The organism is Tenacibaculum tangerinum (assembly GCF_029853675.1).
GTDB lineage: Bacteria > Bacteroidota > Bacteroidia > Flavobacteriales > Flavobacteriaceae > Polaribacter > Polaribacter tangerinum_A.
Genome location: NZ_CP122539.1, coordinates 2,831,198 through 2,845,475 on the forward strand (window position 1 = coordinate 2,831,198; position 14,278 = coordinate 2,845,475).

Annotated in this window: 15 protein-coding genes; 2 read left to right on the plus strand and 13 right to left on the minus strand. The window is 33.2% G+C overall.

Going from position 1 to position 14,278, the window contains the following annotated elements; genetic code table 11:
* Positions 1 to 18 precede the first annotated feature (18 nt).
* Positions 19 to 813 (plus strand): SDR family oxidoreductase, encoded by a 795-nt coding sequence (locus P8625_RS12625; protein WP_279650807.1) that lies wholly within the window; start codon positions 19 to 21, stop codon positions 811 to 813.
* Here the strand turns inward: P8625_RS12625 and P8625_RS12630 are convergent.
* Positions 810 to 1,166 (minus strand): hypothetical protein, encoded by a 357-nt coding sequence (locus tag P8625_RS12630; RefSeq protein ID WP_279650808.1) that lies wholly within the window; start codon positions 1,164 to 1,166, stop codon positions 810 to 812. The two genes, P8625_RS12625 and P8625_RS12630, sit on opposite strands and share 4 nt — an antisense overlap.
* 115 nt (positions 1,167 to 1,281) lie before the next feature.
* Between P8625_RS12630 and P8625_RS12635 the strand changes: the two genes are divergently transcribed.
* Positions 1,282 to 1,794, plus strand: coding sequence for a CvpA family protein (locus tag P8625_RS12635; protein WP_279650809.1), 513 nt, complete (start codon positions 1,282 to 1,284; stop codon positions 1,792 to 1,794).
* Between the two features lie 43 nt (positions 1,795 to 1,837).
* Here the strand turns inward: P8625_RS12635 and can are convergent, their stop codons facing one another.
* From can to P8625_RS12695, 12 genes are all read right to left on the minus strand, one after another.
* Positions 1,838 to 2,479, minus strand: coding sequence for a carbonate dehydratase (can, locus tag P8625_RS12640; protein WP_279650810.1), 642 nt, complete (start codon positions 2,477 to 2,479; stop codon positions 1,838 to 1,840).
* A gap of 11 nt (positions 2,480 to 2,490) precedes the next feature.
* Positions 2,491 to 4,353, minus strand: coding sequence for a SulP family inorganic anion transporter (locus P8625_RS12645; RefSeq protein ID WP_279650811.1), 1,863 nt, complete (start codon positions 4,351 to 4,353; stop codon positions 2,491 to 2,493).
* A gap of 208 nt (positions 4,354 to 4,561) precedes the next feature.
* Positions 4,562 to 5,314 (minus strand): tetratricopeptide repeat protein, encoded by a 753-nt coding sequence (locus P8625_RS12650; protein ID WP_279650812.1) that lies wholly within the window; start codon positions 5,312 to 5,314, stop codon positions 4,562 to 4,564.
* Positions 5,314 to 7,077 (minus strand): BatD family protein, encoded by a 1,764-nt coding sequence (locus tag P8625_RS12655; RefSeq protein ID WP_279650813.1) that lies wholly within the window; start codon positions 7,075 to 7,077, stop codon positions 5,314 to 5,316. The genes P8625_RS12650 and P8625_RS12655 overlap by 1 nt, the downstream gene beginning before the upstream one ends.
* A 52-nt stretch (positions 7,078 to 7,129) precedes the next feature.
* Positions 7,130 to 7,939: a tetratricopeptide repeat protein gene (locus P8625_RS12660; protein ID WP_279650814.1), complete on the minus strand. Its 810-nt coding sequence runs from the start codon at positions 7,937 to 7,939 to the stop codon at positions 7,130 to 7,132.
* A gap of 28 nt (positions 7,940 to 7,967) precedes the next feature.
* Complete coding sequence (locus P8625_RS12665; RefSeq protein WP_279650815.1) at positions 7,968 to 9,005, minus strand: VWA domain-containing protein; 1,038 nt, start codon at positions 9,003 to 9,005, stop codon at positions 7,968 to 7,970.
* Positions 9,006 to 9,101: 96 nt separating this feature from the next.
* Positions 9,102 to 10,109, minus strand: a complete 1,008-nt coding sequence (locus tag P8625_RS12670; protein ID WP_279650816.1) for a vWA domain-containing protein — start codon at positions 10,107 to 10,109, stop codon at positions 9,102 to 9,104.
* Entirely contained in the window at positions 10,096 to 11,013 is a 918-nt protein-coding gene (locus tag P8625_RS12675; RefSeq protein WP_279650817.1) for a hypothetical protein, read from the minus strand. Before P8625_RS12675 ends, P8625_RS12670 begins: the two co-directional genes overlap by 14 nt.
* A 9-nt stretch (positions 11,014 to 11,022) precedes the next feature.
* On the minus strand, positions 11,023 to 11,889 hold the full coding sequence (locus tag P8625_RS12680; RefSeq protein ID WP_279650818.1) for a DUF58 domain-containing protein: 867 nt from the start codon (positions 11,887 to 11,889) through the stop codon (positions 11,023 to 11,025).
* Entirely contained in the window at positions 11,889 to 12,218 is a 330-nt protein-coding gene (locus P8625_RS12685) for a hypothetical protein (protein ID WP_279650819.1), read from the minus strand. Before P8625_RS12685 ends, P8625_RS12680 begins: the two co-directional genes overlap by 1 nt.
* A gap of 70 nt (positions 12,219 to 12,288) precedes the next feature.
* Entirely contained in the window at positions 12,289 to 13,278 is a 990-nt protein-coding gene (locus P8625_RS12690) for an AAA family ATPase (protein ID WP_279650820.1), read from the minus strand.
* Between the two features lie 190 nt (positions 13,279 to 13,468).
* Positions 13,469 to 14,242, minus strand: a complete 774-nt coding sequence (locus P8625_RS12695; protein ID WP_279650821.1) for a UDP-2,3-diacylglucosamine diphosphatase — start codon at positions 14,240 to 14,242, stop codon at positions 13,469 to 13,471.
* Positions 14,243 to 14,278 lie beyond the last annotated feature (36 nt).

Below are 14,278 nucleotides of genomic sequence, written 5' to 3' on the forward strand. Positions count from 1 at the left end.
TATAACTGTATGAATTATATGAATTTAAAAGAGCAAATATTCTGGATAACAGGTGCTTCCTCTGGAATAGGGAAGTCATTGGCAATAGCACTCTCTGATTATGGAGCAAAACTAATCATATCTTCGAGAAATGAACACGTTTTAAATGAAGTAAAAGAGAAATGTAAATTTCCTGAAAAAGTAAAGGTTTTACCATTAGATTTAGAAGAGTATACGAAACTTGAAAGTAAAGCCAAGCAAGCAATTTCATTTTTTGGTAGAATTGATGTTTTAGTAAACAATGGAGGTATAAGTCAACGCTCTTTGGTAAAAGATACTTCTATTTTTGTAGATAAACGTTTGATAGATATCAACTATTTAGGAACGGTAGCTTTAACAAAGGCAGTGTTGCCTCATTTCATTAAAAATAAGTCGGGTCATTTTGTAGTAACTACTAGTATTGTAGGTAAAATAGGAACTCCTTTGCGCTCTACTTATGCAGCAAGTAAACATGCTTTGCATGGTTTTTTTGACAGTTTAAGAGCAGAGCATCATAAAGATAATGTTGCTGTTACTTTAGTTTGTCCGGGTTTTGTAACCACGAACGTATCTAAAAATGCGTTGACAGGAAGTGGAACACCTCAAAATAAAATGGATACAGCTACTGCCAACGGAATTCATCCAGATAGATTTGCCGAATTAATGTTAAAAGCAATAAAAAATAGAAAGCAAGAAGTATATATTGCTGGGGCAAAAGAAAAATTGGGAGTGTATGTTAAACGTTTTTTTCCAAAACTATTGTCAAAAATGATTCGAAAACTGAGTGTTACCTAATTAAAAAAGTCAATCTCTTCAAAATAATTAATAATGGCTTCTTTCATTAGAACAGACTGTTCTCCGGGTTTTAAATTAGGTAGTTCGGTAACTGTTTTATAATGAGGCCAACCGTCTTTATCAAAAAAATCAAACTCATAATACCCATAAGGTTCTAGTAGTTTGCAAATGGCAATATGCATAAGGTTAACTTTCTCATCTTTTTTAAATTTCCGATGTCCTTGTCCTAATTCTTGCACGCCAATTAAGTAAATAATAGCATCGATATTTAGTTCGTCGCCATCTGCAAATTGCTGTGATAGCTCAGTAATTACGAAATTCCATTTTTCTTTTAAGTTAGCTGTCTGGGTCATTTATTTACTTTTTGAGATTGCAAAGATATGAATGAGTTGTGTATATTTGTGTTACATCTACAAACATAATCACGGTTTTTGTTTTTGTGCTATATCATTATTTACTACAAGTTATATGAATACATTTGATATTATTATTGCAGCCTTATTACTTTTTGGATTTGTTCGCGGCCTTATGAAGGGTTTGTTTGTTGAGGTAGCTTCTTTGGTAGCTCTTGTAGCTGGGGTTTATGGAGCCATTCATTTCTCTTACTTTATAGGAGATTGGTTAAAAAACAGTGTAACATGGGATGAAAAATATGTTTCTTTAGCAGCTTTTGCTATAACTTTTGTAGTGATAATTGTCATTATAGCACTCTTGGGTAAAATTTTGACCAAAATTGCTGATTTTGCTTCGCTAGGAATACTCAATAAGATTTTAGGTGGTGTATTTGGTGCCTTAAAAATAGGACTGATTTTGAGCGTGATTTTTATTTTTTTCGGAAAAATGAACGACACTATTCCTTTTGTGAAGCAAGAAACCTTAGATAAATCTATTTTATATAAACCGGTAAAAAAAATTGCTCCAACCATCTTTCCTTCTATAATTAAAGATGAAGAGCAAAATACAGAACATTCAGAAATATAAAAAACTAAAGTTCACACTTTAGTTTTTTATATTTCTGTGTAACTTAGTCTAAATCTAAGGTAAAGATATCATCTAAATGAGCTGCACTGTCCATAGAAACCTTTAGGTCTTTAATAACCCCGTCTTTCAAGTCGTATACCCAACCGTGTATTTCCAATCCAGTATCGTCTTTCCATGCTTGTTGTATGATTGAGGTTTTTGCTAAGTCGTATACTTGTGCTTTTACATTCAATTCTACAAGCCTATCGAAACGTTTTTTATCGTCGTCAATTTTCTTAAGTTCAGTGTAGTTGTCTTTATATACTTCTTTAATATTTCGAACCCATTTATTGATTAAGCCCAACGATTTATTTTGCATAGCTGCTTGTACCCCACCACAACCGTAGTGACCACATACAATAACGTGTTTTACTTTCAAATGATTTACGGCATAATCTAAAACACTCAACATGTTCATGTCTGTATGCACAACCATATTGGCTATGTTACGATGCACAAATAGTTCGCCAGGATGCGTTCCTGTAATTTCATTTGCGGGCACTCTACTGTCTGCACAACCAATCCACAAAACGGGTGGTTTTTGACCTTTTGATAAATTTTCGAAATAATTTTCGTCTTTATCAGTCATTTCTTTAACCCATTCTTTGTTATTGACTAAAAGCTGATGGTAATACGTGTTTTTCATAATTGAAATTTTTAATTTTTGTCTTTAACATTTTGTTTAACCCATTCAAGACATTCCTGAAAGGTATCGAAAATATGCTCTTCAGGAATCAAATCAGGAATAATATCAATGCGTTCCATCATATATCGAGGTTGATCAAGCACATCTACTAATAAAACAGTTATTCCATTTTTTTCCAAATCTACCAGGACATCTTCCAAAGCATATAAACCTGATTGATCTATATATTGCATTCTGTCTACACGAATAATTACATGAGATGCCGTAGTTGGAATTTGCTTGGACAAGGCTAAAAAATCACTCGTTGAACCAAAAAATAACGGACCTTTTAAGTGTTTAATGAATACTTCTTCGATTAATTCCTTCGGAAAATCTTTTTCGTCTGCCCATTGTTCTTCTTTTAGTGACTTTACATCAGAGTGATGAGCAGTTAAATCACCAATTTTTTTCATAAACATTAGCGAAGCGATTACCAAACCTATTCCTACAGCATAAACCAAGTTCCAAAAAGTTGATAATACTAAAACAACCAGCATTATAATTACTTCAGAACTTACTTTTAAAGGGCCTAATTTCATGTCTTTCGGTAAATTAGGAATGGCTTTTAAACCTTTATAATCCATAACACCAATACCAACAGTAATTAAGATACCTGCTAATACAGCTGCAGGAATTTTTGAGGCAATGGGACCTAATCCTAATAAAATTATTAATAGCATTACCCCAGATATCATTCCCGATAATTTTGTTTTTCCGCCAGAATTAATATTTACTACCGTACGAATCGTTGCTCCTGCACCAGGAATTCCTCCAAAGATTGCAGCAATGCTATTTCCTATTCCCTGACCTACCAGCTCTTTGTTGGGCTTGTGTTTTGTTTTGGTCATGTTATCTGCCACTACCGAAGTAAGTAAAGAGTCAATAGCCCCCAACAGTGCCAAGGTGAGTGCAGTAAATATATAAGGAGCAATGCCTGAGATGCTAAATCGGGTAAAAATTTCCATATTTGGAACCGGAAAACCACCAGGTATCTCTTCGATAGGGCGGTAATTCAATCCAAAACCTATAGAAATACCTGTCATTACCACCAAAGCAACTAATGTACTGGGTACCGCAGTGGTTATACGCTTAAAACCATAAATAATTAGAATGGTACCCAATGCCAATAGAAGTTCTAACCAGTTAATATTTTTTAGTGCTCTAGGAAGTACTTTGAGCGTACCTAATACACCTGAAGCTTCTTTTCCGGCAAGGGTCTTGCTTTCTTTTAAAATATCTGCTTTTGTAATTCCCTCAGCACGATCTATAGTTTCCTTAAAATCTTCTAAAACCAAAATGCCTTCTCCAGCTTCTTCTTTTAAAATATTTTCTAAGATTAGCTCCTCTGCTTGAGGTTTGAATTGTTCTACAAATTGCTTGTCTTCCTTAGGGTAGTATCCTAGCGAAGGTAGTATTTGAGTAACCAGTATAATTACCCCAATGGCTGTCATGAACCCAGATACTACAGGGTAGGGGATATAACGAATGTATTTACCCAATCCTAATAATCCTAAACCTATTTGAATTAAACCAGCTAATAAGAAAACAGTTAGTATAGCGGGTAAAGCTTTGTTAACATCTCCGTCATTTACAGCTAAAATACTAGCAATTACCACCATACTCACAGCGGTCATTGGTGCAGTAGGTCCTGATATTTGAGTATTAGTACCACCAAAGAGAGCTGCAAAAAAGGCGATAAAAATGGCTCCGTACAAACCAGCACTTGGCCCTAGCCCTGATGAAACACCAAAGGCCAACGCTAGCGGTAGCGCAACAATACCTGCGGTAATACCACCAAATAAATCTCCTTTTATATTTGAAAACAAATTTTTCATGAACTTTATTTTAATAATTGCTAAATATAATTATTAATAAGAGAAAAAACAGGTAATAGGTAAAAATTCTATATCGATTGCTTCAGAAGTAGCGTTTAAAAACCTTGTGTTCTAATTATCAATACAGAAAAATTTCTTAAAATATAAATGCTATTGTCTGATCGCCTGTTTTTACGATATAGTTAAAGAAAAAAATAGGTATTAATTGTTATAATTCCCGTAAACTTTCAGCATTAACCCAACCTAATTTCCCGTCTATAAGTTTTATTTTTTTCCAATTATCTACAGCATCTAACACATTTACTTTAACTCCTTCATGTAAGGTGAAAATTTCGTTAGCATTTTCTGTAGGTTCATTTTTAACAGATACTTCTTCGTCAAAAATAATAGCTTCAATAATATTTTGAGTATAATTATACTGCGTGTAGGTAATTACTAAAGAGGTTGTTAATAGAAAAAAAGAAATCATACTGGCAGTAAAGAAGATTCTTTTTTTGGTTGGAGTGTAGGAAAAATAGAATATTAAAAATAAGATAGATGCAATTAAGGAAAATACAACGGCGATTACAGCCCACGTATTGTATGTAAATTTTTGTAAATAGTTTTCGTTTAGTTTTTGAAAGACCGATTTCGGCAAGGCTTCAATTCTATCAAGAGTTAAACGTTTTGCAATAATTAAGTTGTTTTTAGCATCTTCATTTAAAGGATTTAGTTGCAGTGCCTTTTCGTAGTTGTAAATGGCAGGTGCTACTTTATTTAGTTTGTAGTAACAGTTTGCCAAATTGTAATACAGTTCTGTCGAAACTAGTTTTTTGCTTTCTATTTGTTCGTATAGTTGTACAGCTTCTTCATATTTTCCGTCTTTGTATAAAGAATTTGCACTTACAAAAAGGTCGTTGGCATTTTGTGCTAACGTAATAGTTGACACAAATAAGAATAAAAGTATAGTGATTGTTCTCATTATAATTGTCTGTCTAATTGCGTTATTACTTGTTTCGCTTTTTCGTACTCCTCTTTCATTTGCACATTGGTTATTGGAGTATATCGAGCAAAATCACAATGATTTAATACTTCAATAAACTGATGAATTACTTCTTTATCAATATTTTTATCTAATAACAAATCAGTAATCTTTTCACGACTTATATCTGAAGTTTCAACTCTTAATTTAGCTTTTAAGTAGTTGTGTAAGGCTCTTTCTAAAGCTTCGTAAAAAGCCTCTTTGTTACCCAATTGTTTTTGTGCTTCTGATAAGTATTTTTTAGCCAGTTTATCGGCTTTTCGCAGCTTGTTGCCCAACACGTCACCCTCACGTTCTTCTTTTTTCTTTTTTATGAATATTCCTATTGGAATTGCTAAAATGGGTAGCAATAGAAGAATGTAAAATAAGATAGATTTAAAGAAATCATCCGTTTTTACAGCTTGTAAATCGGTAGTTGTTTGAATGTATCTAAAGTCATTTCCAGTAACTTTTACAGCTTGTTTTGCTACTGCGTTAAGATCTGAATTCGTCGGAATTTCTTTTCCTTCTAAAACATCTACATATAAGTCATCGGTGCTAATGGTTTGGTATACGTTTTCTTTCGGATTGAAGTACGAGAAACTGGTACTTGGAATTTTATACTTTCCTTTAAATTCAGGAACAACCGTGTAATTATCGGTAACAGAACCAGATAAACCAGTGCCAGTAATGCGAACGTTTTCTTTTCTTTCTGGTTGATAAACTTCGAGTTCTTTAGGCGTTTCAATTTTTGGAAGTTCAAATAGTTTTAAGTTTCCTTTTCCACTTACTGAGACTTTGATTTGTGATGATTCATTCGCTTTTAAGGTGTTTTTGCTTAAAGAAACATCAAAAGAAAATTCACCAACTGCTCCTGTAAAATCTTCAGGTTTGTTTTTAAGAGGTAAGGATTTTGCGTTGATAATTTTTTTTGCAGAAGAGAACTCCTTACGAACTTGACGTGTAATCACATTTCCGAAGAAATCGGCTCTACCAGTAGGAACTGCTACCACAATATCCATTTTCATAGGGTCGATAGTAAGTTTGCCTGAAGTTGTAGGAATTAACAAGGCTTTGTGTAAAACAGCATAACGATAATTCTCTCCGTTATAGGTGCCCGTTTTAACAGGCATTCCGTTTCGTTTAATTTCTTGATTCCAAAATCCGTTGTACTGTGGTGCCTCTGTAATAGCATTGTCGTAAATACCAACATTGTCGCTAAAGTATAAACGGTATTCTACATAAATTCCTTCTCCAATATACGGTTGAGATTTAGAAATTTCGGCTACTAAATGAATATTCTGTTCTGCTATATAACTTGGGTCGTTTGGGTTTTTAGGAATATCTACCGCATCTAATACAATAACCTTTACAGGGTTGGAGCTAAGTGTTTTTCCTTCAATTTCAATGCTGGCAGAAGGAATGGTAAACTCTCCTTTTCTTTTGGGTTGCAGTATGTAAGTGTACGATTGATTAAAAGAAACTTTACCGTTTATCCACGATTGACTCACCGACTGACTGGGTCCGCCTACTATTTTAAAGTTAGTGAAATTAGGTGCTTTAAAATTGTCAGCTCCTTGTTTGTTAATTGAAAATTCAATACGCAATCGTTGATTTACACCTAATTTGTTTTTGCTAACGGTAGCCGTTAACGCAGCATCTTGTGCGTTAATGGCAGAGGTTATTAAAATAACTAGTACTGATATGTATGTTTTCAACTTCATGTTAATTTTCAAAAAATGTCTAAAAATAAGTAAGATTTTAAAAATGATAAAATTACCAGTCTTTTTCTTGTTTTACTTTTCTTCCTTTTGATTTTTCGGTATTCATTTTCTTTTGCGTTTTGTTTTCCTCATTATTTAAACTCTCTAATAACTGCTTCATTTGTTCTGGAGTCATTTTTCCTTGCTGAGGTTTTGGTTGTTGATTTTGTTTGTCTTTTTGGTCTTGATTTGGTTTTTGTTGATTTTTTTGATCGTCATTTTTCTGATCTTGTTGATCGTCTTTCTTATCCTTATCGTCGCCTTTTTTATCTTTATTTTGGTCGTTCTTTTTGTCTTCTTCGTTTTGTTTTTGTTGGTCTTTCTGATTTTTATTTTTATCCTTGTTATCCTTCTGATTTTGTTGTTGCTTCTTAGCTTCTTTTTGAGCAACAGCTAAATTATAACGAGTTTCATCGTCATTCGGATTTCTACGTAAGGAATTTTTAAAGGCTTCAACCGCTTGTTCGTATTGTTTTTGTTCCATCATGGCATTGCCAATATTATGGTAAGCTTCCGCCTGAGCCATTTTATCTTTTGATGTTTCGGTAGTTACTTTAAACTGTTCTACGGCTTCTTTGTATTTCTTATCTTGATATAAGGTGTTTCCGTAATTATAGCTTGCTTTTTCATATTTGCTATTTTTACCCAAAGCTTTTCGATATGCAATAGCAGCATCGCTAAATTGTTGCTTATTGTATAGTTTGTTTCCTTCTCTTAGTAAAGCACGTGCTTCACGCTGTAATTTAAGCGAGTCTTGCTGCGCATTGGCTAGTGCAGAAGCTGCCATAACTATAATGAACACTAAATTTTGTAAACTTTTCATTCTATACCACATTACTACTTAACAGAGTCTATGACTCCTCATTAAATAAATCTACTTTCTTTAACCACTTGGTTTTTTTATCGAACAAAAACATATCGATAATTAAAAACAATAGTCCAATGCCTACAAACCACTGAAATTGGTCTTTATAATCAGAAAATTGTTTTGTTTCAAACTCACTTTTTTGTGCGTTTCCAATAATTTTTTCAATAGCTTCTACTGGATTTTCTGTTTTATTACCATCAAAATATTGTCCATCAGAAGCATCCGCAATTCCTTGTAACACATCGGGTTTTCTTTGGGTAATTACGGTTTCTCCCATTCTATCTTTTTTATAACCAATAAGTGCGCCATTTAGTTTGATTGGAATAGGCCCTCCCTTTTCAGTTCCTACACCAACAGTATATACTTTCACTCCTTCGTTAGCGATGTTTTGAGCAACCTGTTTGGTTTCTTCTTGATGGTCTTCACCATCTGAAATAATAATTAAAAAGCGATTGGTTTGCTCGTCGTTATCATAATAGGTGTTTGCCAAGTTTAACGCTTCGTTAATTGCAGTACCTTGACTCGAAACCATGTCGGGATTTGCATTTTGTAAAAACATATTAGCTGCCGCATGGTCGGTGGTAATAGGAAGTAGTGGATAGGCATTACCTGCATAAATAATAATTCCCACTCTATCACTTCCTAGTTTATCGATAGTCTTTGAAATAATTTGTTTTGCTTTTTCTAATCTGTTCGGAGCAATATCTTCTGCCAGCATACTTTTGGAAACATCTAAAGCAAATACTACATCAACACCTTCTCTTTTTACGGTCTTTAGTTTCGTTCCCATTTTAGGATTCATTAAAGATATAATTAAAAAAGACAATCCTAACAAGAAAAAAACAAGTTTTAATACCGATTTAAAGGTTGAGGTATTAGGTGCTATTTTAGCTAAAAGAACAGGATTAGCAAACTTTTTTTGAGTTCGCTTTTTCCACCATAAAACGAATAGGAAAACCACAACTATTACAGGAATAATTGCAAAGAGATAAAAATAATTTGGTTCTTCTAGTTTGTACATTTTTTCTAGTTTAAAAGTTTAAAGTTTAAAAAGTTTGAAAGCTATAATTGCTTAGAGAACTTTTTAACTTTTTACTTGGTAACTTTACAACTTACCTTAAATAAAGCTTTTAAATACTGTATTTTTTAGAGTGAACTCCAAGAGCAAAAAGATGCCAGCTAAGAATACTAAAAAGCGATACTTTTCTGAATAATTATAATATTTGAATTCTTCTATTTTTGTTTTTTCTAGCTTGTCAATTTCGTCATAAATTTCTTTTAACGTAGTGTTGTTCGTTGCTCTAAAATATTTTCCATTGGTTTCTTTAGCAATGTGTTTTAACAAGTCTTCATCAATTTCAACCTGTTGGTTTTTAAAGGAAATTTTTCCAGTTCTAGGGTCTCTTGCCCACGGGAAAGGTGCCATTCCATTAGTTCCAATTCCTATAGTATACACTTTAATTCCGCTACCTTTAGCCAGTTCTGTCGCTGTTTTTGGGTCTACAAAACCAGTGTTGTTTACTCCGTCGGTTAATAAAATAATGACTTTACTTTTGGCTTTGCTATCTTTCAATCGATTCACAGCAGAACCGAGTCCCATACCAATAGCCGTACCATCATCCAACTGTCCCCATTTAATTTCTGAAATGGTTCTTTTTACGATAGATTTATCGCTAGTAATAGGTGTTTGGGTAAAACTCTCTCCAGCATACACAACAATACCGATACGATCGTTAGGGCGTCGATTAATAAAATCGGTTGCTACTCTTTTTAAAGCTTCTAATCGATTTGGTTTAAGGTCTTTTGCTAGCATACTGGCAGAAACATCAACAGCCATTACGATATCGATTCCTCGGTTCGTTTTCGTTTTTTTACTAACGGCTACATTTCTAGGACGTGCTAACGCAATTATTAAACAAGTTAGTGCCAATAATCTTAAGAGGTATAGTAAAGGTTTGAGTTTTGGTAGTATAGAACCTTTTATTTTAAAACCCTTGGTACTGGGTATTTTGAGCTGTGCACTATCTTTTTTTCGGGTATAAAAACTCCAGAATGCTAATAGTGGAATTATAATTAGCAACCATAAAAATTCAGGATTATGAAACTCAAAATTATTCCACTTCATCTTCTTCGACTTGTTTTTTAGGTTTTAAATTATCAATTATTAATTTTGCGTCTTTTCGATCTTCCTCTATTTCGTGAGCTAAAGGTTTTGATTTTGCAAATTTTACTAAATCAGATTCTTGTAACAATCCTTTTAATTTGTCAATAATTTCTTTAGAAGTATCAATTGAATCAATATCATTAAAATCTTTTAGCACGTTTATTAGTTCATCGGTTGTGCTTTCTAGAGCAGGAATATGTAATTCTCGCTCAATATAACTTCTGATAATATCGGTTAACTCACTGTAATATTTTTTAACTTGGTTATTCTGCCAAAGTAATTTTTTATCTAACTCATCTAATTTCAGCATTGCTTCTTCGTAAGGAGCCAGTGCAGGAACGAAAACTTCTTCTATTGCTTCTTTTTTCTTCTTGAAAACAAAGAAGTAGAGCAGTAATGCAATAATCACTACGCCTACTACTATCCACCATAAATACTGTTTGAAGTCATCAAACTGATAGGGTTCTCCCTTAATTCCTTTAATAGGGAATTTTTTAACTTTAGTAGTATCGATAGGAACTGTAGCGACGTTAACCAATAAACTATCGGTTAAATAGGCTTGATTTCTAATAAATATTTGCTGTCTGGGAATATAAAATGCTCCGCTATCAAAACCAGTAAGAATATATTTTTTAACGAGTTTGTTTTCAATAGTATCTATCTTTAATGAATCTACAACTTCTAATCCTTTTAGGTTTTCTAATGCAGGAATAATCACATTTTCGGTTTCATTAACAGATATTTTATATTGAAACTGTTCGCCAATTCTAATATTGGTAGTATCAATTGCCGCTTTTACCTGAGGTTGTTGAGCAAAGGTAAAAGAAGTTAAAAACAAGCAGATATAAAGTAGTTTGTGTTTCATGGTTTGCTTTTATCCTTTTCGTTTAAAATAACCTAGTAATTTTCGTACGTAACTTTCGTCGACTCTGGTATGAATAGTTCCTGCACCACTTTTGGTAAACGTAGTTTCAAAATAATCGGTTAAGCGCAAAGCATTGGCTCTGTAATGTGTTCTAACCGACTTAGCGCTCGTGTTTACCAATTGTGTATTTCCAGTTTCGGCATCGATCATAGAAACCATTCCTAAATTAGGAATTTCTTCGTCGTGCTTATCGTATACTCGAATACCTGTTACATCGTGTTTGTTTCCAACAATTTTTAAGGTACGTTCATACCCGTCATCCATAAAGTCAGAAAGCATAAAAACAATAGCTTTCTTTTTCATGATATTCGATAAAAACTTTAAAGCTTCACTAATATTCGTCTGTTTGCTTTTAGGTTGAAACTCAATAAGCTCTCGTATAATTCGTAATACATGACTTTTTCCTTTTTTAGGAGGAATGTATAGTTCGACTTGATCTGAAAATAAGATTAAACCAACTTTATCGTTATTTTGAATTGCAGAAAACGCCAATGTAGCAGCAATTTCTGTAATAGTATCTTTCTTAAATTGTTCAGAAGTACCAAAAAATTCGGAACCAGAAATATCGACTACTAACATCATGGTAAGTTCTCGTTCTTCTTCAAAAACCTTTACATACGGTTCGTTGTAACGAGCAGTAACGTTCCAATCTATAGATCTAATATCGTCTCCGTATTGATATTGACGCACTTCTGAAAAAGTCATACCTCTACCTTTAAAAGTAGAATGGTATTCTCCTCCAAAAATATGATTAGACAGTTTCCGTGTCTTTATTTCAATTTTCCGAACTTTTTTTAATAATTCTTTTGTTTCCATTAATTTAACCAAGATTCAGGCAATGGAGGTAAGTCCATTTCTGTATATTCTACACTTTTTTCAAAAGCTAAAAAAGGTGCTTCTTGTATTGATAAATTCACGTTGTTTTTTTCGCCAATTTCTTTAATAACTTCTTGCATTTTTCTTTGCTGGCATAACACCAAACTATTCATTATTACATTTGATTCGGTTTTTAAATCAAAGCAGTTTACGTAATAACTAGGTTTATCGTCTTGATAAATAATAGCTTCTGTGTTTTTTCTCTTCTTTAATTCTAAAATCTTTTTTGTTCCTTTTAATGTTTTGTACGTTGTTAATTTGAATTTCATATATAGCTAATTGGGGGTTATTCGTATTGATTAAAGTAGTAGTAGTTAGCTATCTGAAAAATTTTTTCTCTTAGGGGACTTGGACTTCGTTTATTATTGAGTTAATAATATCTATTGATGTAATGTTTTCGGCCTCAGCTTCGTAGGTAATACCTATTCTGTGGCGTAACACATCGTTAACGATGGCTCTCACGTCTTCTGGAATTACATAGCCCCTTCTTTTAATAAAAGCATAACATTTTGCAGCTTTTGCCAAGGCAATACTTCCACGAGGAGAAGAGCCAAAGCTAATTAGGGGTTGTAATTTTTCTAGATTGTATTTTTCAGGATAACGTGTTGCAAAAATAATATCTAAAATATACTTTTCAATTTTTTCATCCATATACACCTCATTAACCACACTGCGTGCTTTGATAATTTGGTCGATGGAAATAACAGGGTTTATTTTTTGAAAATTTCCGTTTAAGTTTTGACGCATGATAAGTTGCTCATCTTGTAATTTTGGATAATCAATTACAGTCTTTAGCATAAAACGGTCTACTTGTGCTTCTGGCAACGGATAAGTTCCTTCTTGTTCTACGGGGTTTTGTGTAGCCATTACTAAGAAAGGCTCATCTAATTTAAAAGTTTCATCACCGATAGTAATTTGGCGTTCTTGCATGGCCTCTAACAAAGCAGATTGTACTTTGGCAGGGGCACGGTTAATTTCATCGGCTAATACAAAGTTGGCAAAAATGGGTCCTTTTTTAATAGAGAAATCATTTTCTTTTACATTGTATATCATAGTACCTACCACATCGGCTGGTAGTAAGTCAGGAGTAAATTGAACACGGCTAAAACTACCATCAACTGCTTTCGAAAGTGTGTTAATTGCTAATGTTTTTGCAAGTCCAGGAACACCTTCTAACAGTATATGTCCGTTTCCTAAAAGTCCAATCAGTAATCGTTCAATCATGTGTTTCTGACCTACAATTACTTTATTCATTTCTGTAGTCAATAAGTCTACAAAAGCACTCTCTCTCTCTATTTTTTCATTGATGGCTCTTACATCTATATCCATAGTAATTGAAATAAGTTAGAATTTTTATGAAACAAAGCTACAATAATAAGAAAATAACAGATGTTAAAGTATGGTTAAAGGTAAAAACGCAGAAGATATTTATAAATTATATATATGTACACATATTTTTCATGTCTTTGTATCGATTTACCCACTACTATTTGCTAATAGTACTAATAACCAGTCTATTTTAAGACGATTTACGATATTCTTTTAAAGTTAATTCATCGTTTTCAAAAGCAGCATAGGTAAAATACTGTATCCAGTCTCCAGTATTTATATAAGTGCTGTTTTCTTTAAGTTGAATTTTTAATGGAAGATGTCGATGCCCAAATACAAAAAAATCGTAGTGTTTGGTTTCTAGTTTTCGTTTGCAATATTGAACTAACCACTCGTTGTCTTCTCCTAAAAATTTAGCGTCTTCATCACCCGAAATCAGTTTGTTTTTAACCGACATATACTGTCCTAATCGCATGCCTAAATCGGGGTGTAACCATCGGAATAGCCATTTGAATAAAGGAAATGTAAAGACTTTTTTCATGCGCTTATATCCCTTGTCTCCTGGACCTAATCCATCGCCATGACCAATTAAAAACAATTTATTGTTGATTTTAAATTCTTGAGGAGAATGATATACAGGAATGTTTAATTCCTTTTCAAAATAATCACGCATCCATAAATCGTGGTTTCCAACAAAAAAGTAAATCGGAATACCGCTGTCTTTTAGCTCAGCAAGTTTGCCCAAAACACGAACAAACCCTTTCGGAACCACCGTTTTATACTCGAACCAAAAGTCGAATAAATCACCCAAAATAAAAACAGCCGCTGCATCTTTTTGAACTTCGTTTAACCATGCAACAAACTTTTGTTCACGAGGAAAACTAGCATCAGAGGTAGGAGCTCCGAAATGCTGGTCGGAAGCAAAGTAGACTTTTTTGTTTTCAGAAGTATGGATTGAAATCAAATCGTAAATTTTGGTAAAAATAAGTATTTTACTGTG